This is a genomic window from Oceanobacillus sp. FSL K6-3682 (assembly GCF_037976165.1).
Taxonomy (GTDB): domain Bacteria; phylum Bacillota; class Bacilli; order Bacillales; family Amphibacillaceae; genus Oceanobacillus; species Oceanobacillus sojae.
This window is the reverse complement of the sequence record NZ_CP150263.1, coordinates 3567175-3588512: the sequence shown is the minus strand read 5'-3', so window position 1 is coordinate 3588512 and position 21338 is coordinate 3567175. Positions and strand designations below refer to the sequence as shown.

General features: G+C 37.5%; 23 protein-coding genes. 20 read left to right on the top strand and 3 right to left on the bottom strand.

Going from position 1 to position 21338, the window contains the following annotated elements; genetic code table 11:
• Window positions 1-248 precede the first annotated feature (248 nt).
• The 4 genes from MHH51_RS17745 (at window position 249) to MHH51_RS17730 (ending at window position 3364) form a co-directional block, all read left to right on the top strand.
• Window positions 249-431: a cold-shock protein gene (locus MHH51_RS17745; protein WP_077601913.1), complete on the top strand. Its 183-nt coding sequence runs from the start codon at window positions 249-251 to the stop codon at window positions 429-431.
• Window positions 432-801: 370 nt separating this feature from the next.
• A complete protein-coding gene (adh, locus tag MHH51_RS17740) occupies window positions 802-2322 on the top strand; it encodes an aldehyde dehydrogenase (RefSeq protein WP_339282722.1) in 1521 nt (506 codons plus the stop codon).
• Window positions 2323-2437: 115 nt separating this feature from the next.
• Window positions 2438-2806, top strand: coding sequence for a DUF779 domain-containing protein (locus MHH51_RS17735; protein ID WP_147210152.1), 369 nt, complete (start codon window positions 2438-2440; stop codon window positions 2804-2806).
• Window positions 2807-2911: 105 nt separating this feature from the next.
• A complete protein-coding gene (locus MHH51_RS17730) occupies window positions 2912-3364 on the top strand; it encodes an IDEAL domain-containing protein (protein ID WP_147210153.1) in 453 nt (150 codons plus the stop codon).
• 116 nt (window positions 3365-3480) lie between these two features.
• Here the strand turns inward: MHH51_RS17730 and MHH51_RS17725 are convergent, their stop codons facing one another.
• Window positions 3481-5475 carry a penicillin-binding transpeptidase domain-containing protein gene (locus tag MHH51_RS17725; RefSeq protein ID WP_339282719.1) on the bottom strand — a complete coding sequence of 665 codons (1995 nt, stop codon included), beginning with the start codon at window positions 5473-5475 and terminating at the stop codon, window positions 3481-3483.
• Window positions 5476-5789: 314 nt separating this feature from the next.
• Window positions 5790-6734, bottom strand: coding sequence for an LCP family protein (locus MHH51_RS17720; protein WP_147210155.1), 945 nt, complete (start codon window positions 6732-6734; stop codon window positions 5790-5792).
• Between the two features lie 388 nt (window positions 6735-7122).
• Between MHH51_RS17720 and MHH51_RS17715 the strand changes: the two genes are divergently transcribed.
• Window positions 7123-7278 carry a hypothetical protein gene (locus MHH51_RS17715; RefSeq protein ID WP_186813608.1) on the top strand — a complete coding sequence of 52 codons (156 nt, stop codon included), beginning with the start codon at window positions 7123-7125 and terminating at the stop codon, window positions 7276-7278.
• A 119-nt stretch (window positions 7279-7397) separates the two neighbouring features.
• On the opposite strand, the gene MHH51_RS17710 is transcribed toward MHH51_RS17715, so the two are convergent.
• Window positions 7398-8048, bottom strand: a complete 651-nt coding sequence (locus tag MHH51_RS17710; RefSeq protein WP_339282717.1) for a YigZ family protein — start codon at window positions 8046-8048, stop codon at window positions 7398-7400.
• Window positions 8049-8510: 462 nt separating this feature from the next.
• Here MHH51_RS17710 and MHH51_RS17705 point away from each other — a divergent pair, with 462 nt between their 5' ends.
• The 15 genes from MHH51_RS17705 (at window position 8511) to fliD (ending at window position 21338) form a co-directional block, all read left to right on the top strand.
• Complete coding sequence (locus tag MHH51_RS17705; protein ID WP_147210157.1) at window positions 8511-9644, top strand: sensor histidine kinase; 1134 nt, start codon at window positions 8511-8513, stop codon at window positions 9642-9644.
• 359 nt (window positions 9645-10003) lie between these two features.
• Entirely contained in the window at window positions 10004-10699 is a 696-nt protein-coding gene (locus tag MHH51_RS17700) for a response regulator transcription factor (RefSeq protein ID WP_077601921.1), read from the top strand.
• A 280-nt stretch (window positions 10700-10979) separates the two neighbouring features.
• Entirely contained in the window at window positions 10980-11822 is an 843-nt protein-coding gene (locus tag MHH51_RS17695; RefSeq protein ID WP_156984900.1) for a DegV family protein, read from the top strand.
• A gap of 106 nt (window positions 11823-11928) precedes the next feature.
• Window positions 11929-13338 carry a helicase-related protein gene (locus MHH51_RS17690; RefSeq protein WP_339286318.1) on the top strand — a complete coding sequence of 470 codons (1410 nt, stop codon included), beginning with the start codon at window positions 11929-11931 and terminating at the stop codon, window positions 13336-13338.
• On the top strand, window positions 13335-14012 hold the full coding sequence (locus MHH51_RS17685) for a ComF family protein (RefSeq protein ID WP_156984899.1): 678 nt from the start codon (window positions 13335-13337) through the stop codon (window positions 14010-14012). The genes MHH51_RS17690 and MHH51_RS17685 overlap by 4 nt, the downstream gene beginning before the upstream one ends.
• Window positions 14013-14254: 242 nt before the next feature.
• Window positions 14255-14677, top strand: a complete 423-nt coding sequence (locus MHH51_RS17680; protein WP_339282714.1) for a TIGR03826 family flagellar region protein — start codon at window positions 14255-14257, stop codon at window positions 14675-14677.
• Window positions 14678-14753: 76 nt separating this feature from the next.
• Window positions 14754-15017, top strand: coding sequence for a flagellar biosynthesis anti-sigma factor FlgM (gene flgM / locus MHH51_RS17675; protein ID WP_156984898.1), 264 nt, complete (start codon window positions 14754-14756; stop codon window positions 15015-15017).
• 27 nt (window positions 15018-15044) lie between these two features.
• Window positions 15045-15527 (top strand): flagellar protein FlgN, encoded by a 483-nt coding sequence (locus tag MHH51_RS17670; RefSeq protein ID WP_339282712.1) that lies wholly within the window; start codon window positions 15045-15047, stop codon window positions 15525-15527.
• Window positions 15528-15546: 19 nt separating this feature from the next.
• Window positions 15547-17052 (top strand): flagellar hook-associated protein FlgK, encoded by a 1506-nt coding sequence (flgK, locus tag MHH51_RS17665; RefSeq protein WP_339282710.1) that lies wholly within the window; start codon window positions 15547-15549, stop codon window positions 17050-17052.
• Window positions 17053-17061: 9 nt separating this feature from the next.
• Complete coding sequence (flgL, locus tag MHH51_RS17660; protein WP_339282709.1) at window positions 17062-17946, top strand: flagellar hook-associated protein FlgL; 885 nt, start codon at window positions 17062-17064, stop codon at window positions 17944-17946.
• Window positions 17947-18088: 142 nt separating this feature from the next.
• Window positions 18089-18652 carry a DUF6470 family protein gene (locus MHH51_RS17655; RefSeq protein WP_339282707.1) on the top strand — a complete coding sequence of 188 codons (564 nt, stop codon included), beginning with the start codon at window positions 18089-18091 and terminating at the stop codon, window positions 18650-18652.
• Window positions 18653-18664: 12 nt separating this feature from the next.
• Window positions 18665-19111, top strand: coding sequence for a flagellar assembly protein FliW (fliW, locus tag MHH51_RS17650; RefSeq protein WP_156984893.1), 447 nt, complete (start codon window positions 18665-18667; stop codon window positions 19109-19111).
• Complete coding sequence (gene csrA, locus MHH51_RS17645) at window positions 19111-19335, top strand: carbon storage regulator CsrA (RefSeq protein WP_156984892.1); 225 nt, start codon at window positions 19111-19113, stop codon at window positions 19333-19335. Before fliW ends, csrA begins: the two co-directional genes overlap by 1 nt.
• A gap of 155 nt (window positions 19336-19490) precedes the next feature.
• On the top strand, window positions 19491-19850 hold the full coding sequence (gene flaG, locus MHH51_RS17640; protein ID WP_147210168.1) for a flagellar protein FlaG: 360 nt from the start codon (window positions 19491-19493) through the stop codon (window positions 19848-19850).
• A 12-nt stretch (window positions 19851-19862) separates the two neighbouring features.
• Window positions 19863-21338 (top strand): flagellar filament capping protein FliD, encoded by a 1476-nt coding sequence (fliD, locus tag MHH51_RS17635; RefSeq protein WP_339282706.1) that lies wholly within the window; start codon window positions 19863-19865, stop codon window positions 21336-21338.

Sequence of the window (21338 nt, the reverse complement as noted above, 5' to 3'; positions counted from 1 at the left end):
AAATTTATTTAATAAAAACCAAATACTTTATCATGAATATACAATCTGCACATAAAATAAAGAAGGGGCAGTTCGCTTCTGGAGTATAGAGAATAGAAAAATAGTACAAGCTATAAGAGAAGTAAAAGAATGAATTTAACGAAACCAGGGAATTTATACTTGAAAAAAGTAAGAAAAGTTGTTATGCTCAAAAGTTTCACTCTTTCAAGAAATAGCGTATACTATATATTAGGAAGGGAGATGCTATTATGTCTTTTTCTCGTGGACCCAAAGAACCGGTGCCAGAGGTTGAAACGAGCGTATGGTCATGTACTAAAGAAGATTGTCAAGGATGGATGAGAGAATCATTTAGTTTCGAAGATGAACCGAGCTGCCCTTTATGTCAGTCCGAAATGGCAAAGGAAGTTCGTGTAATTCCTGAATTGAAGTAAATAGTATCTCTATTATTTGCTGCTGGTGAAGCAAAACATAGCCAACGGGCTTGATTTTCCCCACTGAGCCATGTTTAGTTAATCAGTAAAAGAAGTGTCTGTTTTTTCCTTGACTATATTTAATACTTCTGTTTGATGTAATATGGTTAAGATGGGGACTATGGACACTGCATGCTATTTAATGAAGCTTCTGCATATTGATTGCAGAGGCTTTTTTTCTGTTTAATAAGGATTACAGATAGGAAAAAACATTAAAAAATAAATAGTTGAAATTATTGTAAAAGTAGAATAATATTTGCTATACTAAGAGCACAAATTAATATTTGATTAACACTATATTGTAATCGCTTACACTAAGGAGGAGTTTTTAATGAGGTATGCTAATCCGAATACAGAAGGTGCTATTGTAAACTATGAAAAACGTTATGATAATTATATTGGAGGAGAGTACAGGCCACCGGTAAAAGGAAACTACTTTGAAAATACCACTCCGATTACAGGTGAAATATTTTGTGAGCTGGCCCGTTCGACTAAGGAAGATGTCGATGCAGCTATTGATGCAGCTCACGAAGCGAAAGAAGCGTGGGGAAAAACATCTGTCGCAGAGCGTGCAGTTATTTTAAATCGTATTGCTGACCGAATGGAAGAGAATCTGGAAAAATTAGCTGTAGCAGAAAGCTGGGAGAATGGTAAAGCCGTGCGTGAAACATTGGCAGCAGATATTCCATTGGCAATTGACCATTTCCGTTATTTTGCCGGGGCTATTCGGGCACAGGAAGGAACCTTGAGTCAAATTGACAATGATACTGTCGCTTATCATTTTCATGAGCCGTTAGGTGTTGTCGGTCAAATTATTCCTTGGAATTTCCCGATACTGATGGCAACCTGGAAGCTGGCGCCGGCATTGGCTGCCGGGAATTGTGTTGTGCTGAAGCCTGCTGAACAGACACCTGCATCTATTCATGTTCTTCTCGATTTAATTAAAGACTTATTACCGGCTGGTGTACTGAATATTGTAAACGGTTTTGGTGTAGAAGCTGGAAAACCGCTTGCAGCAAACAGCCGTATTTCAAAAATTGCATTTACTGGAGAGACGACAACCGGTCGTCTTATTATGCAATATGCATCTGAAAATATTATTCCGGTAACACTTGAACTGGGCGGAAAGTCCCCAAATATTTTCTTCGAAGATGTTTTAGATAAGGACGATAGCTTTGTAGATAAAGCAATTGAAGGAATGGTTATGTTTGCCTTGAATCAGGGAGAGGTGTGTACGTGTCCATCCCGCGCACTTGTTCATGAATCTATTTATGACCGCTTTATGGAAAAAGCGATTGAACGTGTCAAACAAATTAAAATTGGTCATCCGCTTGATACAGATACAATGATGGGAGCACAGGCCTCAGAAGAGCAGTATGAAAAAATTAAATCTTATTTGGATATTGGAAAGCAGGAAGGCGCAGAGGTTCTTGTCGGCGGAGATGTAAATCAGCTTGATGGAGAGCTGGCTTCGGGATATTATGTACAACCGACAATTTTCAAAGGTAATAATAAGATGCGGATTTTCCAGGAAGAAATTTTTGGTCCGGTCTTATCAGTAACTACTTTTAAAGACAAAGAAGAGGCGCTGGAAATCGCAAATGATACACTTTATGGTTTGGGTGCCGGCATTTGGACTCGTGATATGAATACAGCCTATCGTTTTGGCCGTGGTATTCAGGCTGGGCGTGTATGGACAAACTGTTATCATCAATATCCTGCACACGCAGCGTTTGGCGGTTATAAGAAATCAGGAATCGGAAGAGAAAATCATTTAATGATGCTGGATCATTATCAGCAGACAAAAAACCTGCTGATCAGCTACAGTGAGGGTCCGGCCGGTTTATTCTAGGAGAAAGATACAGAGCTGCAGCATTGGCAGGCATATGATTATACATATGCCTGCCATGAAATTATAAGCAGGTAACTACTCTTTCTGCAATTATTCTAATAAGGAGGTATTTTCCATGGTAGACAGAGTTATTGCGACACAGGAAGCGCAGGAGTTGATGGAGAAGCTGAAAGATATTCATGGTCCGCTAATGTTCCATCAATCAGGAGGCTGCTGTGACGGGAGTTCGCCAATGTGCTATCCGCTAGGAGAATTTAGAACAGGTGATTCTGATGTCTTACTGGGAAATCTGCCAGGAGATATTCCGTTTTATATTTCCAAAGATCAATTTGAGTACTGGAAGCATACACAGCTTATTATTGATGTTGTTAACGGAAGAGGTGGTATGTTTTCACTGGAGGGTCCAGAAGGAAAAAGGTTTTTAACCAGATCCAGAGTATTTTCGGATGAGGAAAGAGAGGAATTAGATTCCAGCGTAATATAAATTAATTTTTTGACAATTGAAATTTTTACTTGAATTTTCTTACTATATCCGATAAAATTAATTAACAGAAAATTTAGATGTATGTTCTAAACAGGGAGGGATAAGATGGTTACTGTTAAAATGTTAAAGCCTTACTATGTAAAGACAGAAGAAAAGTATATTCGGATTATTTTAGCGTATCAGTACTTCTCAATTATTATGAATAAGAAAGTATATCAATTTATCCCTGTTAAATCGACAGAAGTACGCATCAACCGCAAAACGAAGAAGATTGAAAATATCGATGATGTCTTTGCTTTCCAAAAAGGTAAGGAAGTATTAACTATTTCCATGTCCCAATTGGTTTCTATTCCAGGCTTTTTAGAGATGCTTCATCGAATTGCAGAATCTTATTATTTACCAGAAGACACTGAGGCTGTTTCAGATCAGCAGAGAGCTTTAGACCAACTGATATCAGAGCTGGAATATGAAAATGTGAGAAGATTAATTGATAAAGCGATTGACAACGGTGATAAAGAGGCTTTTTTAGAATTAACAAATACGCTAAATGATAAATAAAATCACAGATATTTTAACATCAGCCATGTGGCAGACACTCTTTCTGCTGTATGGTTTTTTCTGCGGAAATAAAAAGGGTTGAGCATTTATAAATGCTCAACCTCTTAACAATAGCTTTAATCTTTAATATCAATTAAAATCTTTGTTGCTTTCTCAACTCCTGAACTGCGATCATGATTCTTGGTTCCTTCTACCATAATGGCAATCATTAAATCCTGATCATCTGTCGGGTAGCCGACAAACCAGCTATTCTCATCACCGCTATCTTCACCAGTTAATTTTAATTCTGCTGTTCCTGTTTTACCAGAGATAGGGAAATCAGCTTCTTTAGCTGCTTTACCAGTTCCTTCTGTAACAACCTTGCTCAGAGATTCTTGAATCTCATCAGCTTGTTCTTCTGTAATCAAGCCTTCTTTCCAAACCTGACCAGTTTCTTCTTCTGTTAATAAAGTTGGTTGAATCATATCCCCTTTATTCAAAAAAGTTGAATAGGTAGTTGCAAGATGCAGAGCACTCATTTCAATTTCACCTTGTCCATAGCTTGTATGTGCCAGTAGGTGTGTATCATCTAAGTCTCCTGAATTGGAAATAGTAGAATCTGTAACTGGATAGGTGTATGGAAATTCCTCTCCAACTCCAAATTCATGCAGGCCTTCAACAAAAGCATCTCCGCCCATTTCTACAGCTTTCATAGCAAAATAAATATTATCTGAACGTATCAAGGCATCATCCAGATCAACAGGGCCATTAGAAGTTGATACGCGTGTTACATTATAATCTTCCCACTTCAGCCCTTCAATTTCAATGCCTTCATCGTATACAATTGTACCGTTTTTTAATCCGATTGCACCAGTGATTGGTTTAATAACAGAGCCGGGAGCAAAGGTAGAAGAAAATCGATTCTGCATTGGCTGCAGCTCATTCTCTTCCATATCGCTCCAATAGTTTGAAGATGTTCCATAAAGGATATCATTCGGATCAAATGATGGACTGCTTACTAAAGCCAGTGTTTCTCCAGTTTTTGGATCAATAACAGCAGCATTGCCGGGATCTTCATCAAATCCCTGGAAAACTTTATCCTGAATATTAATATCAATTGTTACAGTAATATTTTGTCCGTCTTCTGCTTCTTTTTCAGCTAGAGTAACATTTTCTTCGCCTTCTTTTACAATTTGAATAGCTGCTCCTTTTTTACCGCGAAGCTCTTCTTCAAATAAACTTTCCAGTCCGCGTGCACCAATTCTGTCGGAAGAACTGTATTCTGTTGTATCGAGCTCTTCTAAATCTTCCGCATTGACTGAACGGAGATACCCTACCAGGTGGGCAGCTATTTCCCCCTCTGGATAAACTCTTCCAGTAATTTCCTGATAAGAAACCCCTTCGATTGCATTTAATTGCTGGACAGTATCTGAATTATCCGGAAGTATACTTTTCAGTGGTACAAATAAATCGTCCTCAACCCATTCGGCTTCAATACTTGAATTGACAGAGTCGACAGACATTCCAAGTAAACGGGCGATTTCCTCACGCTTTGCTTCATTGTCTCCTAATTCACTTGGGATAACTCCAAATTGATAGACAGTATCATTAATTGCAAGCGGTATTTGGTTTTTATCAAGAATCTCACCTCTGACTGGTTCATCAGGAGAAACATTAATTTTTCCGCCATCAGCAAGTTCCGGAAAGATAAAGCCGGGATCCCAATTAATTAACCAGCTGTCTTCTTCATCTTCTTTTTCAACTAAGGTTAGTTCAGCCTGATAATCAAATGAAATTTCACCAGCTACCGTATTCATATTAACAGTGAAGGGGATAGTTGCTATTCCATCATCATACGCATTGGCAATCTCTCTTTCTTCTAATTCCTGCATATTAAATTCAATATCAGAAGCAGAAATATCTTCATATAAATTCTTCAGGCGAATAAACGAATCTTCGTCACTATATGTATCTTTCGCTTCTTCAGAAAAAAGATTATATAGAGATTCATAGTCTCCTTCTTCTATTGATTCTGCATATTGTTTTAGTGTATTCGTTGGGTCGGCTTGTTCTTCAGAGCACCCGGCTAACAGGGCAATAAAAAGAATCATCCATAAACTTTTTTTCCACATTTTCTAACCCCCATTAAAAAATATCTCTTTACGTAAAAGTATAACATGTTCTGCATTATTAATAGAATGATAGATAGAAAGTCATAAAAAATTTAATAAATATATGTTTAAAAGATACTAACAGTTTTCAGCAGGCGATTACTCGCCCTTTTTAAACTTCCTCTATAGGTGTTATTTATCCAATTAGAAAATAGAAAGAGATTGTGTGAAAAAACGTCACGCTGTATATACCAGGTGACGTTTTGTTTTCCAATCGGAATCAGTAGTCTGTTTACCTGAAGTCTGTTCACAGTCCTTCAGCAATGACTATTTCTTTATTTTTGTTCCATATGCTCAGTAATCGTTGAATTTATATGGTTGATTTCCTCCTCAGGTACAATATAGTACCAAACGCCATTAATGGTTTGACCATCTCCGGATATTTCCAGTGTCTCTACATTCTTTCTAGTTCCACTGTAGTCCTTGAATAATGTCTGCAGTCGCTTCATATCTAAATCAGTTTGGACATTATTTCCTAAAATATCAAGGATATTACTGGCTTTGGTAATACTTGAAAAGCTGGCTGCTTCATCCATTGCAGCAACAATTACATCACGTTGACGTTCATTTCTTCCCATATCTCCGCGGCTATCTTGTTTTCTCATACGGATATAAGAAAGAGCTTCTTCCCCATTCAAGTTAACATTTCCTTCATTGAATTCATGTCCATCCTGAGAAAATGCTGTGCTGTTTTGAACAGTGACACCGCCAAGAGCATCAATACCTTGCTCAAAACCTTCCATATTCACACGAATATAAGAGTGAACCGGCAAATCAAATGCCTGCTCCACTGTTTCTACAGATAACTGCGTCCCGCCGAAAGCATATGCATGATTGATTTTATCCATTCCCCGGCCGGGAATATTTACGTAAGTATCACGTGGAATACTTAACATAACCATAGAATCTGTTTTAGGATTTAAGGAAAGCAAAATCATAGTGTCAGAACGGCCGGCATCACCATCACGTTCATCCACGCCGAGCAGCAGAATATTAACAGCATCTGAATCGTTATACAGACGGTTTATTTCATCTTTCCGTCCCGGGTCATTATCTCTTTCTAATGGATTATGCATTGATTCTACTACTTTACCAACCTGGCTCCAAACAAAGAAAGCCCCGCCGCCAATAACTAAAACAAAAAATAGGATTATTCCACCAACAATAAATGGCCATTTCTTTCTCTTTTTGCGAATTTTATTATCTACTCTAGATACCAAAATATTCTCCTCTATTCTTTCCTCGATTTAAAAAATTTTTACTAATTGTCAGGAAAAATAAATCTGTAATAAATTATATCGAAATTTGGATTAATCGTCTATGTTTTAAACAAATTTTGTAGGTAATTTTTCTCTATGATGAAGAAATAAAAAAAAGAAATTAAAAGAATATATTACATTTATTGTTTAAAAAAACGTGAAATTAAGAGTAAACTGACTGCCAATCTATTAAAATTAAAAAAATTATCAAAAAAAGTAGACAATATGGATTTTTTTTTATAGAATTACGTTTAATGAGAAAATTCATCTTAGAACACAGTATTCGACATTTACATATTATGGTAAAGGTTGACAGCTTCAAGAAAAATTATTCAAAGGCGGTAGATGAATGGGCAGGGAGCAAGAACAGTATCAAAAGATTCTAAAAAGAGTCATTCACGATACGGAAAATCAAAAATTAAATTCAATGGATGAAATAGTTCAATTACTAGTTAAAGAACTATCATTGAACACGAACGTAAAGAAATCTATTAAATCATTTTAATTTAAAAGGCTCTGTCAGATTACCTTAATCTGACAGAGCCTCTTTGTATGCCGGGAAATAATAGAATCAGTCCTTTCCGGATAATTATTTATTGATAAATAGCTGCATTCTGCTCTTGTTTAAGAAGGAGTATCATTAACATCAATTTCAACATATTTTTGATCCAGTAATTCGATCGTCACCTGCGCATTTGTCATTTCGATTATCCAATTTTTAAAAGTATCTGTTTCTTCTGTTTTCACATAAATAATAAATGCCACATTCTCAAGGTAATGAATATTTTCTAAAATATAATTTGATTGCTGTCGGACCTCATTTTCCAGCTTGCCCAGCAGGGGATATTCGACAGTAACCGAAACTCCCTGCATCAGTTCGCGGCGGACGATTCCAGTTGTTTTGATACCTTGCGTAGTTGCTGATCCATATGCGCGGATAAGACCGCCTGCTCCAAGCTTTATACCTCCAAAGTATCTTGTCACGACAACTGCAGTATCTTTCAAACCTTTTTTCTTCAATACTTCTAAAATAGGTACACCGGCAGTTCCGCTTGGTTCTCCGTCGTCATTTGCTTTTTGTATATGATCTGTTTCACCTATAATATATGCGGAACAATTATGTGTAGCATCCCGGTGTTCTTTTTTTATGGACTGGATAAATTCCTGAGCCTCTTCCTCTGATTCGACACGATTAACATTTGCTATAAAACGTGATTTTTGAATTGTTATTTCGTCTGCACCCTGGTGTTTTACAGTATAATAAGCTGATAGCATTCTAATTTTCACCTCAATAAAAATAACTGTTCTATTAAAAAATTCACCAAAATCTATAATGGATAAATTAAGTATAATTATGATTTCTAGTAGCCGCTGCAACGAGTTATAATGGAGAGTAATATTAAATAACAGAAAAAAACTGCGCTTTCTATGGACTTGAACTCAGCCTGAAAAAAGAAGCTCTCTTTTTCCGTTACCGGTTCGTACAACTATCATAGTTATTCATTAATATCAACCATTGATTTTAAGGTTGAACCTTATAAAATAACTCATATAATTATATTTTATCACTAGATTTTCAGTATTTATTACCCATGTCATTTTCTCTCAGTTTACAAGAACATGGGCATAAGTAAAAAAACTGTATTATTACAAGAGCTTTTAATTAATTTTTTGAAAATATCCTTATAAAATCAAGGAAAGTTACGAATAATTATAACATAGGTTGGTGAGTTTCTGATGACAATAAGATTAAATAACCAGGCAATAGATCAAATTGTAGACAATATGATACAGATGGTTGATCAAAGTAAACATCAAGTATTTGAAATTACCGAAGAAGGAAGAAAAGAGTATGAATATCTTTCTAAGGAACTAGAGTCAACCAAAAAAAAAGTAAAAAAGTATATTGAAAAAGGAGACAACCTGGAGAAGGATGTAAAAAAATATCGTCAACAGCTCGCCTTAGTAAGTAAGGACTTTAACAAATACTCTGAGAATGAGGTGCGTAAGGTTTATGAAAAAACGCATGATTTTCAAACAAAATTAATCATTATGCGTGAAGAAGAAAAGCTGCTGCGGCAGCGGCGTGATGAAATAGAAATCAGATTGACAAGTCTTACACATATACTGGAACGTGGTGAAGAGCTTGTTGCAAAAATTGCTGTAATTTTTAATTTTCTGCAGGATGATTTTAAGCAGGTAAATGAAATGATTGAAGATGCCAGAGAAAAACAAGAGTTTGGCTTGAAAATTATTGAAGCACAAGAAGAGGAAAGAAAAAAGCTCTCCAGGGAAATCCATGACGGACCAGCTCAAATGCTGGCTAATGTGTTATTACGTTCAGATATTCTTGACTATATTGTGAAAAAAGGAACACCTGAAGAAATATCCGAAGAGATTAAGTCATTGCGAAAAAATGTCCGCGTTTCTTTGCAGGAGGTCCGGAGAATTATATATGATTTACGGCCGATGGCACTGGATGATTTAGGAGTAGTTCCGACAATTCGAAAATATGTAGACAGGCTGACTGAATACCACGATATCCATATAGATTTTATTGTGTTTGGAGAAGAAAAAAGATTAAATAATAAATATGAAGTTGCTTTATTCCGGCTGATGCAGGAAGCTGCGCAAAATGCTATTAAACATAGTGAAGCAACAGAAATCAAGGTCAAATTAGAAATTTTAAAAGATAGATTAATCCTGGTTGTAGCGGATAACGGCAAAGGATTTAACCCAGCGGAGAAGAGCGAGAATTCTTTCGGATTAATAGGGATGAGAGAACGGGTTGAGATGCTCGACGGCAAACTGGATATTATTACAGGGAAGGGAAAGGGAACAACGGTTACAATAAATGTTCCATATTCTTAAACTTAAGTATATAATTAAAAATAGATATTGTAGAAAAAAGGCGCTTTTTGTATAAAAATAGTAGAGGACTTAAAAAATTACAAAAAAACAAAAATTTTTTATAACATAATTCTACCTTCCTGCATTCTTTTAAACTCCTACTTTAAAAACGGAAAGCGCCTTGGCATTTTCATAACGATGTTCTCATCTGTAAAATAACTAAGCCTTTAAAAATAAATAGATTTGAGCTGAAATGAGACAATAGCAATGATATGTACTACAATAGACTTACTTTAATTTAAAGAAAACTATGCTATCTATCTATTAATGATTAAAAAAACGTTCAATTAGTATCATTAAGTAGAAAAGGAGATTTATATATGGATGATGTACAAAAAGAAGTAAATATTGTATTAATTGACGATCATAAATTATTTCGGGAAGGTGTTAAACGGATTTTAGAGTTTGAATCGGCTTTTAAGGTAGTTGCAGAGGGCGATGACGGCTCTGAGGCTGCTAATCTTGTAAGAGATAATAATCCGGATGTTGTGCTGATGGATATCAATATGCCTAAAATCAATGGTGTACAGGCAACTGCTGATTTAATAAGACAATTTCCAAATACAAAAATAATCATTTTATCTATCCATGACGATGAAAACTATGTTACACATGCATTAAAAACAGGGGCGCAAGGTTACTTATTAAAAGAGATGGATGCAGAGGCACTTGTAGAGGCAATTAAAGTGGTAAGCAGCGGAGGTTCTTATTTGCATCCGCGTATTACACATAATTTAGTGAAAGAATATCGCCGATTAGCAAGAGAAAACACTTCCAGTCTGGCAAACAGGAATGTGGAGCATCGTAAACCGCTACATTTATTAACAAGAAGAGAATGTCAGGTACTTCAGCTGTTAGCGGAAGGAAAGAGTAACCGTGCAGTGGCAGAATCTCTTTATATCAGTGAAAAAACAGTTAAAAACCATGTAAGTAATATTCTTCAAAAGATGAATGTTAATGATCGAACGCAAGCAGTAGTTTGCGCAATTCGAAAAGGCTGGGTAGAAGTTATTTAATCGTAAAAAAGAAAGGTGTCCTGATTCTTATTGTCAGGGCGCTTTTTTATATCTACAAGATATAAGCTGTTAGCTGGAAAAGATAAGCGGATGCTATATAACTGGTTAAGAGGCCGATAAAGCATTCGATTTTTACGGGATTATCGTGTAGAATAATGTCAAGTAAACAGATTTCACATACAGGTATAAAGAAACGGCACAGCATGAAAAGTGGAAACAGCCTATCATTTTTGTGCTGTCATTTTACTGTAATGACAGAAAAGAAAAGGAGTAATTGTCTATGAAGATTGCTGTCATGTCAGATAGCACAGCGTATATTACGCCGGAAGATCGTGAAAAATATAGAATTCATATGGTTCCGCTGAGCGTAACTTTTCAGGATGATTCCTATCGTGAGGAATTAGATATTACAACAGAAGAATTTTATCAAAAGCTTGCAGATTCCAAAGAATTGCCACGTACTTCACAGCCGTCTGTGGGCGAGGTTACAAAAAAACTCGAGGAATTAGCAGAAGACTATGACGCTGTCATTTCTATTCATTTATCAAGTGGTATAAGTGGAACATACCAGACAATGGTGAGCGCAGGAGAGATGATTGAAGGAATTGATGTCTATGCCTATGATTCTGAAATCAGCTGTATGGTACAGGGATTCTATGCATTGGAAGCAGCAGCGATGGCTCAGGATGGAAAATCTGTACATGCTATTTTAGCAAGAATGGATGAAATGAAAAAAACTGTCCGTGCTTATTTTATGGTTGATGATTTAACAAATCTTCAAAGAGGTGGAAGATTATCAAATGCACAAGCGATATTAGGCAGTCTTTTACAGATAAAACCTATCCTTCATTTTGAAAATAAGCTGATTGTCCCGTTTGAAAAAATTCGCACGAAGAAAAAAGCAATTTCCCGTATTCTTGGATTATTAGAAGAAGAGGTTGCTGCAGGCAAAAATCTCCGAGTTGTATTTATTCATGGGAATGACCTTCCTTATGCAGAAAAATTAGAAACAGATTTTAAAGAAAAGCATCCAGAAATAGAAACGTCCATCAGTTATTTCGGCCCTGTTATTGGTACCCACCTGGGACAAGGTGCTATTGGTGTTGCCTGGTATGAAAAATAAAATATAACTTCATTCAGCATTGCAAAAGCTCACTGAATGAAGTTTCCCCCTAAACTTGAGCAATTGTTATAAAATAATCCGCATTTATGGAGGTATCAAATTGAATATGGATAAATTGATTTCGTGTTCCCCCAGACTCCTCGCCGAATCTTTATCCGGTAAACGATTATTGGAAGAAGAAATCTCTCTTCCTGAGAAATGTTTTCATGTTCTCCTCTCTACAAAACAGTTAATCCCAATCCCTGCAATAGAAAATCAAAAAGGCTCCGTAAAATGTATCCGGTGCGGCAATACCTCAAAATATTATTTTTCAGAATATCCCTGTGGAATTTGTCAGCAAAAGCATCTATATTGCCGTAACTGTATTCAAATGGGAAGAATAAGTGAATGTAAGCCGCTCTATAGATGGAATGGGGCAGAGGTACATTGGCCAAAGCATTCCAATCCTTTAACCTGGGAAGGAAAATTAACACCTGCCCAAAGCAATGCAGCAGCACAGCTGGAAAAGGCTGTTATTGAAAAACTGCCAGCCTGCTTATGCTGGGCAGTATGCGGAGCTGGAAAATCTGAAATGCTGTTCCCGGCAATTACCGCTGCTTTGAAGCAGGGGAAACGAATCGCATTAGCCTCTCCCCGTGTAGATGTTATCAGGGAATTATTTCCCCGGCTGGAACAGGCTTTTCAAGATGTGACCATCGAAGCACTTTATGGAGGAAGTGAGCATAAGGCAGGTAAGTCCCAGCTGATTTTAGCAACCACGCATCAATTAATGCGTTACTATCAAGCATTTGATGTATTGATTATTGATGAAGTCGATGCTTTCCCATTTTATCTAGATAAAAGCTTAATGTATGCTGCAAAGCAGGCAGCCAAGAAACAATCTACGACTTTATACCTCACCGCTACCCCTCATAAAAATTTCAGACTGCAGATGAAGCTGGGAAAACTTCCGCATGTTTTTGTGCCTTTGCGTTACCATGGACATCTTCTCCCTGTTCCTAAACTTAAATTTGCCTTTCACCTTACCAGCCAGCTTGCAAATAAAAAACTTCCTGATGCTTTTCGAAAATGGCTTATAAATAGAAAGAATCCTCAACGGCAATTACTGATTTTTGGGCCGAAAATTTCTATGATAAAGGAACTGAAAGAAGTAATTATATTATTATTACTTCAAACAGGCGCTATTTCGGCTTCTGAGGAATTACAAGCTGTTTATGCGGCCGATAAAGATAGAGAGGCGAAGATAAAACAATTTCGAAATCGGGAATTACACGCTTTGATCACGACGACTATATTGGAAAGAGGGGTTACCTTCCCTTCTGTAGATGTTGCTGTACTGGCCGCTGGTCATGAAGTGTTTAATGAAGCCGCACTGGTTCAGATTGCCGGTCGTGCAGGAAGAAGCGCAGATGACCCGAGCGGAGAGGTGATTTTCTTTCATGACGGAAAAACAGATGCAATTGAAAAGGCGAGACAGATGATTTTAGATATGAATGAGAGGGGGAGAAAGCTTTGAATTTTTGTGTGTATTGTCATGAACGAATTGAACAGCCATTGACATGGTCTACCTGGCTGACAGTGAAAAAGAATAATGTATTATGCACATCCTGTACTGGTAAATTGGAGATGATTTCTGGGGAACGATGTAAGGTATGCAGCCGGGCCTGGAGCTCGTCGATTTGTTTAGATTGCCAGCAGTGGAGAGAGCTGGGCGATAATATTGAAAGAAATTATTCTATTTTTCATTATAATGAGACGATACGTGAGATGATTACACAATGGAAATTCCGGGGGGATTATTTATTAAGAGAAATGTTTCGAAATGAACTGAAAAGTGCTTTTGAAAAACAGTTTGCAAATAATGCTGCTTCCCTGACGGTTATTCCGATTCCGTTAAGTGAAAGCAGAATGCAAGAGAGAGGGTTTAACCAGTCCCTGGCCCTGGCAGAGATGCTGGATGCTCCTATAAAGCAGGTATTACGCAGGAAGAGTGGCGAAAAACAGGCAAAGAAAAATCGGAAAGCCCGTTTGAAGAGAGATAATCCTTTCTCCATAACAGAACCATTAAAACAAGCTGCCCTGATTGTTGATGATATTTACACAACAGGTACAACCGTCCGGCAGGCAGCACAGCAATTAAAGCTCCATGGTTGTCCGGAAGTGTATTCATTAACCATAGCGAGAAGTTAAAAAGAGATGTTCAAAAGGATAAAAAGCAGAAGTATCCCCCAAATAGATAAGCATTTTGTTATAATAAAGATAAATAATTAGCGATTAATTTCCCATTGCCTATTAACAATTTCAGCAATGCTGACGATGATATAAATAAGCAAAAGTATTTCGTGAAAAATAAATCATCATATATAAAGGGTTGTTAATAAATTGAAAAGTTCCTTCCCGGCAGGAAAGTACAGCAGAGAGGAGAAACAAGAATGGGAGAATTGGCAAACTGCGAACGATGTAATCGTGTGTTTGTGAAGCAATTTAGAGACATATGTAATGAATGCTATAAAAAAGAAGAAGAAGACTTCAGACGTGTGTATAACTTTTTAAGAAAACGGGAAAACAGAACTGCTACAATTGGGCAGATTGTAGAAGTAACAGGTGTTGATGAAACTCTCATTCAGAAGTTTATCCGGGAAAAAAGGCTCCAGCCTTCAAATTTCCCGAATCTATCTTATCCTTGTGAAAGATGTCAGCGGCCAATTAAAGAGGGGACTTTATGTGACTCCTGTCAAAATGAATTGAAGAAAGACCTTGTGAGGCATGAGGCAGTGAAGTCTGCCGAGGAAAAAGCATTAGATGCTGAAAGAGAAACAACGTATTACACAAAAGGTGAATGGAAGAACGAATAGTATATGCTGATTGGACAAAAGAAAAAGTAATGCAGTTTCCAGACAAACTGCTCATTACTGGTAAGGGGTGCAGAAAATGAAAATCAATGGACCAAATCCAACAAATTTTAATCCATATAAGCAAGCACTTAAGAATAGACAGACAATAGAGTCAGAATCATATAAAAAAGACAGTATTGAAATATCATCGGAAGCAAAAAAATTGCAGAAGCAGGAGCAGCCAGATGAAAAGCGTGCAGAGTATGTCAATGAAATAAAGCAGAAAATTGATAGCAATCAGTACAAAATAGATTATGAGAAACTTGCTCAAAAAATGCATGGTTTTTGGACCGGAAAGTAAGCTTTAATGGTCAAAGGAGGAAAATTTGTGAGCATTCAGCTGATTCATGCAATGAATGATTTAACAGCAACGCACAAGGATTTGCTGGAATTATCTAAACGAAAAACGGAAACATTGACGAATAATAAGCTTGATGAATTTCAGGCATTGCTTTTAGAAGAGCAAAAACTTATTCGTCAGCTGGAGAAGCAGGAACAGAAAAGGCAGGAAGCTGTAGAAGCCTGGAATGAAGAACAGCATCATCCGGCGGAATTACTGACTATTACAGAGATTCTGAACAGGTTGACCGGCGAAGAGCAGAAAATGGCGGAAGCAGCAGCAGTTGCATTAACGGATACTATTACAGAGTTAAAAAGACAGGAACATTTAAATAAAGCATTACTGGAAGAATCAATGAAGTTTGTACAGCTTTCGATGGAATTAGTCAACCCGACTATCGGCTCGATGAATTATGGAACAGCATCTTCAGAAAAGATGTCCGGCCGTTCTCTATTTGATTCGAAAGCATGAAAAAAGGAGAGAAGATTTGATGAGCACGTTTCGAGGATTAGAAATGTCACGTCAGGCACTGAGTACACAGCAAAGTGCTTTATATACAACAGGGCATAATATTTCCAATGCCAATACACCCGGATATTCCAGACAGCGCGTCAATATGCAGGCAATGAATGGTTATCCGACCCCGGGCATGAACAGCCCGCATCTTCCGGGGCAAATGGGGACTGGAGTAGAAGTCGGTTCTGTACAGCGTATCCGTAACCAATTTTTAGATACGCAATTCCGGGCAGAAAATGCATCCGTAGGGTATTGGTCTGAACGCACAGCAGCACTTTCAAGAATGGAAAACCTATTAAATGAGCCAAGTGATTCAGGGATTGAAGCAGCAATGAGTGATTTTTGGAGCTCTTTGCAGGAAGCTGCTGCCAACCCAACAAATAATGGAGCACGGGCAGTTGTGTTGAAAAGAGGTGAATCATTGGCGGATACTTTTAATCATCTGTCAAAATCTATGAATACGATTCGCACAGATTTACAAAAAGAGACAGAGAATACGATAGATAAAGCAAATGCTATGATTGACCAACTTGATTCCCTCAATAGCCAGATTAAAAAGCTGGAAATCCACGGTTATAATGCGAATGATTTATATGATAAGCGTGACAATATTCTGGACGAGTTATCGGAAATTGTGAATATTGAAGTGGAATATGATGGCAGCCATATACCGAATGGTAAGCAAGGGGATGGCGTGGCTACTGTTAATATAATCATTGCAGATGGGGACCCAGTGAATATAGTTAATGGGGTAACAGGAGAAATTCAAAAGATTAGTAAGCCAGATCCAGATGACCCAGATGATCAATTTTATAGAGAGATAGATGGAATGAAAGTATTCGATAAAATTACCGTTGGTGGCGTAGATATTACATCTTCTAAAGGGAGCATTCAAAGCTATGTACATGCTTCTGGATATGTGGTTGGGGAAGGTGACGATGCAGAAGTCAAAGGAGATTATCCAGAAATGCTTGAAAAGCTGGACAAACTTGCCTATGCAATTGTCAATAGCTTAAATGAAGTATATAAGGAAGGTGATCCTGATGCTTCATTCTTTAACGAATTATCCGATTCAAAAGGAGCTGCTGGGAAAATGACAGTTGCTTTGGAAGATTATAAAGATATTATTGTTTCAACGGATGAAAATGCAAAAAATGGTGATCTGGCAAAAAAAATGGCGGATATTTTTACAAATCCAAATGACGATCTGGGCGGTGTCTCTGTAAACGGCTATCTGGAATCAATTGTTGGTGATGTTGGTGTAAAGACAAGCCATGCCATCACAATGCTAGACAGCACAGCCACATTGCAGCATCAGGTAAGTAACCAGCGTCAATCTATCAGCGCTGTTTCCTTAGATGAAGAAATGACAAACATGATTAAATTCCAGCATGCATATAATGCAGCTGCCCGTGGAATGACAGCAATGGATGAATTAATAGATACAATTATTAATCGAATGGGATTAGTAGGAAGGTAGGTTCAAAAAATGCGAGTAACTCAAAGTATGCTTTCCAATAATATGCTACGCAACTTAACACATAGTAATACACAAATGAATAAATATATGGAGCAGTTATACACCGGAAAAAAAATATCAAAGCCTTCCGATGATCCGATGATCGCGATGAAGGGTGTATCTTACCGTTCAGAATTAGCAAGAATTAATCAATTTGAACGAAATACTTCAGAGGTGAACAGCTGGCTGGATAACACGGATGCTGCGATGGACCAGACAAACCAAGCGATGCAGCGGTTGAAGGAACTGGCTGTCAAGGCGAGTAATGGGACAAACAGCGATGACGAATATCAGAGTATTGTTGAAGAAGCAAAGCAGCTAAAAGAGCATCTGGTGGATATTGCTAATACGAATGTGAATGGAAGATATATTTTTAATGGTACTAATTCAGATACACCACCAGTAGAGGTAGATGAAAATGGAGTAATTACACCGAACTTTGACCCTGGTGATGTGCTTATTGAAGTTTCAAGCGGCATTACGGTAAAAGCAAATACAGATGGATCTACTGTTTTTGGTAAAGGTGAAGAAGATTTGTTTACCACTGTAGATAAATTTATTGATCGTCTTGAAACTGGAGAAGACATTGAAGACAGTATTGGAGAATTAGATGCCTCCATAGGAGGTATTCTTGATTCACGTGCAGAAATTGGTGCGCGTATGAATAGAGTGGAGCTGGTGGAAAATCGCCTGGCTGATCAAAAGATCGTAACGACAAAGACTTTATCAGATAATGAGGATGTCGACTTTGCAGAGGCAATTACGAATCTGATTACACAGGAGAGTTTACATCGGGCAGCACTTTCAGCAGGTTCCCGGATTATTCAGCCTTCTTTAGTTGACTTTTTACGTTAATTGCAAAAGTATAACCGAATATCTTTGGCTTAAGTATTCGTACACGTGAAAGTTATATTTTCTTACTGATTATAAAACACCCTGCCCATTATTCAGTCTGGAGCAGGGTGTTTTTAGAAAATAAGATGGAGAGGGAATAGAGATGGAGATTCCACAGATTAGAATGCATTCACAGCAGGCTAAAATTCAAATACATACAGAACCGGCACAAGTACATATATCTCAGCCTTCCGGTGATTTGACTATTAGACAGCCGGCAGCAGAAATCTCTATGCGTACAAAGCCGGGCAGGTTAAATATTGATCAAAGCCAGGCTTGGGAGAATATGAATTTATTAAGCCCGAAAAAGAGTATTGCCAAAAATGCACAGGCTGGCCAACAGGCGGCACAGCAAGGGGCTGCCAGAAGAGCACGTCAAGGCAATGCGCTCATGCGAATTGAAAATAATTCAGATCCAATCAAAACACAGGCGCTGGAAAATGGATTTACGCAGCAAAAAAGATTAGGGCTCGCATTTATCCCGTCTACCTTTGCGGTGAAAACTTCCTATCAACCGGCTGAATTAGATATCCAAGTTCGAACAAATAAGCCAATTATTGAGGGGAAAATAAATAAACCAATCATACAGTATACAGCTGGAAGAATAGAAACCTCACTCGCCCAGCGGCAGGAGCTGACAATAGAAGTGGTCAATACGAAAATATAAGGAGTGTGCACCATGAAGATGACATCTACTTATCTAGGTGAAATTGAAGTTGACGAGTCAAAAATAATTAAATTTCCATCAGGAATACCAGGGTTTTCGGAGTCTAAGCAGTTTGTACTGCTGGAACTGCCGGATAATCCCATATTTCATATTTTACAATCGGCAGATGATGCCAATTTAGCTTTTATCATTACGGACCCTTATTATTTATATCAGGACTATTCTTTTGAACTGGAAGCTTCAATCTTGGAATTCTTAAATATAAAAGATCGCAACGACATTGCTATCTATACAATTGTTACAGTAAATAAACCTTTTGAGAAAAGTACAATTAATTTGAAAGCACCAATTGTAATTCATATGAAGGAAAATATTGCGAAACAGGTTGTTCTTCAAAAGGAAGATTATTCTTCCAGGGCGCCAATCAGTCAGCCTCTTCATGAAAAGGAGGAGAACTAATGCTTGTACTTTCCAGAAAAAGAAATGAATCCATTCAAATTGGAGACGATATTGAGATAGAAGTAATTGCTATTGAGGGCGATCAGGTGAAGCTGGGTATTCGTGCTCCCAAATCAGTAGATATATATCGTCAGGAAATCTACGTAGACATCAAAAACCAAAATAACCAGGCAGCACAAATAGATCAAAATCTCTTTGATTTCTTAAAGGGTGAAAAACTGTAAATTATATTTTTCTTTTTATTGGTTGAGCAGCATGTGTTCTTCCTTATACGGCACAGATAAAGTTGACAAGAACGCTTTAAAATATTGCCCTTAACCCTTTACAATTTATAAAAGAAGCCGATATAAAAGATAAACAGTAAGGAGTGTAACATAAAATGGTTGTAAATAAAGCTGGAGTTCAGGATACTTCATTTATCCCTCATTCCATTAAAGCTGTTACATCACCCGCTGCTTTACAATCTGACTCAAAAGACAAAGAAACAGCTTTGAAAGAAGAGAACAAAGTAGTGAGTAAAGAGCAAGTAGAGCAGGCAATTGATAAAATGAATTCATTTTTAGAGCCTGTTAGAAGAAATGTAAAGTTTGTCATGCATGAAAAACTGGAAAAGTATTATGTTACTGTCGTTGATGCAGATAAAGATGAAGTCATACGTGAAATTCCTCCAAAAAAGATGTTGGATATGTATGCTGAAATGGCTGATTTTATGGGCCTGTTAATTAATAAAAAGGTATAGAGGTGAGCAAAAATGCGAATTGGCGGATTAGCAAGTGGAATCGATACAGAAACGATGATTAAAGATTTGATGAATGCAGAGAGGATACCGCTCGATAAATTACATCAGGACCGGACAAAATTGGAATGGAAGCGCGATGCTTTCCGGGATGTTAATAAAATGCTGGCCGATTTCGACCGGAATTTGATTTTTAATATGAAATTAAGCAATACATTTAATACAAAAATTATTTCCTCGACACAGGAAAATGCTGTACGCGCAACAGGGAATGCTGGTGCAAATAGCGGGACATATCGGATTGAGGTTAAGCAACTAGCTACTTCCGCGATTAATGTTGGTGACCCAAGTAAAATGAATATTAATTCTGAAGATACACTTGATCCATCAATGGGGCCGATTGAATTTTCAACATATAATAAAGATGGAGAAAAAATAGATCATAGTTATGAAATTCAATCAGGAGACAAACTTTCTAATGTTATCAAAAGAATTAATGATGATGTAGATAGTCCTGTTCGTCTTACTTATGATGAAAATGCAAATACAGTTATTTTAGAAGCAACACGAACAGGACAGTACAATAAAGATGGACAAGAAATTGAATTTGAAGAAGGAAGCTTTTTCACGCAATTAGGCTTGACGCAAAGTGCAGAAAGCGGCGCTCAAAACGCCGAATTCAAATATAATGGTGCCTATGAAGTCTCAACTCAGGATAACCATTACCAACTAAATGGTGTAACCTTCCAATTTTTAAATAAAACAGAAGGTGAAGCAACCTTAAACGTTACCAATGATATCGACCATACCGTCGATAAAATCAAAGAATTTGTTGAAGCTTATAATGAAATTGTCGATAAAATAACAGGGTCACAGCGTGAACAGGTTTACCGTGATTTCCCTCCATTAACAGACGAGCAGAAATCAGACATGACAGAGCGGGAAATTGAGCTTTGGGAAGAAAAAGCAAAAAGTGGAATGCTCAAAGGGGAAGTAGCTCTATCCAGCGGCCTGACCAGTATGCGGTCAAGCTGGTACAGTACAGTTAAAAATGATGGAGCATTTACATCTTTAACGGAAATTGGAATTAGTACTTCTGCTGATTATTTAGACGGAGGAAAACTGGTTATTGATGAAGAACGGCTGCGAGAGGCACTTGCTGATGATCCTGAGAGCGTACAAAAACTCTTCTCCAATAATGCAGAAGGGGAAGGCAGAGGATTAATCAATCGCCTGGAGGATGCTGTTGAAGGCACTATCAGCCAAATTAATCAACGTGCTGGTAAAGCAACAAGTGTATCCCTTGATGGCTATGCATTAGGGAAGCGCATGGAGGATATTAATAGCCGTATTGAGAACTTTGAACGTCGGTTAGAACAAGTAGAATCGCGTTATTGGAAGCAATTCTCAGAGATGGAGCGTGCAATTTCTATGATGAACCAGCAATCCAATATGCTGATGTCAAACTTCTTCCCGGCACAAGGACAATAA

Coding starts and splice junctions, on each gene's coding strand:
- MHH51_RS17680 (WP_339282714.1), top strand. CDS start 14,255: ATGGGAGAATTGGCAAACTGCGAACGATGTAATCGTGTGTTTGTGAAG.
- MHH51_RS17705 (WP_147210157.1), top strand. CDS start 8,511: ATGACAATAAGATTAAATAACCAGGCAATAGATCAAATTGTAGACAAT.
- fliD (WP_339282706.1), top strand. CDS start 19,863: ATGCGAATTGGCGGATTAGCAAGTGGAATCGATACAGAAACGATGATT.
- flgL (WP_339282709.1), top strand. CDS start 17,062: ATGCGAGTAACTCAAAGTATGCTTTCCAATAATATGCTACGCAACTTA.
- MHH51_RS17700 (WP_077601921.1), top strand. CDS start 10,004: ATGGATGATGTACAAAAAGAAGTAAATATTGTATTAATTGACGATCAT.
- MHH51_RS17735 (WP_147210152.1), top strand. CDS start 2,438: ATGGTAGACAGAGTTATTGCGACACAGGAAGCGCAGGAGTTGATGGAG.
- MHH51_RS17745 (WP_077601913.1), top strand. CDS start 249: ATGTCTTTTTCTCGTGGACCCAAAGAACCGGTGCCAGAGGTTGAAACG.
- MHH51_RS17715 (WP_186813608.1), top strand. CDS start 7,123: ATGGGCAGGGAGCAAGAACAGTATCAAAAGATTCTAAAAAGAGTCATT.
- MHH51_RS17695 (WP_156984900.1), top strand. CDS start 10,980: ATGAAGATTGCTGTCATGTCAGATAGCACAGCGTATATTACGCCGGAA.
- flaG (WP_147210168.1), top strand. CDS start 19,491: ATGGTTGTAAATAAAGCTGGAGTTCAGGATACTTCATTTATCCCTCAT.
- flgK (WP_339282710.1), top strand. CDS start 15,547: ATGAGCACGTTTCGAGGATTAGAAATGTCACGTCAGGCACTGAGTACA.
- csrA (WP_156984892.1), top strand. CDS start 19,111: ATGCTTGTACTTTCCAGAAAAAGAAATGAATCCATTCAAATTGGAGAC.
- MHH51_RS17725 (WP_339282719.1), bottom strand. CDS start 5,475: ATGTGGAAAAAAAGTTTATGGATGATTCTTTTTATTGCCCTGTTAGCC.
- MHH51_RS17730 (WP_147210153.1), top strand. CDS start 2,912: ATGGTTACTGTTAAAATGTTAAAGCCTTACTATGTAAAGACAGAAGAA.
- MHH51_RS17690 (WP_339286318.1), top strand. CDS start 11,929: ATGGATAAATTGATTTCGTGTTCCCCCAGACTCCTCGCCGAATCTTTA.
- flgM (WP_156984898.1), top strand. CDS start 14,754: ATGAAAATCAATGGACCAAATCCAACAAATTTTAATCCATATAAGCAA.
- adh (WP_339282722.1), top strand. CDS start 802: ATGAGGTATGCTAATCCGAATACAGAAGGTGCTATTGTAAACTATGAA.
- MHH51_RS17710 (WP_339282717.1), bottom strand. CDS start 8,048: ATGCTATCAGCTTATTATACTGTAAAACACCAGGGTGCAGACGAAATA.
- fliW (WP_156984893.1), top strand. CDS start 18,665: ATGAAGATGACATCTACTTATCTAGGTGAAATTGAAGTTGACGAGTCA.
- MHH51_RS17655 (WP_339282707.1), top strand. CDS start 18,089: ATGGAGATTCCACAGATTAGAATGCATTCACAGCAGGCTAAAATTCAA.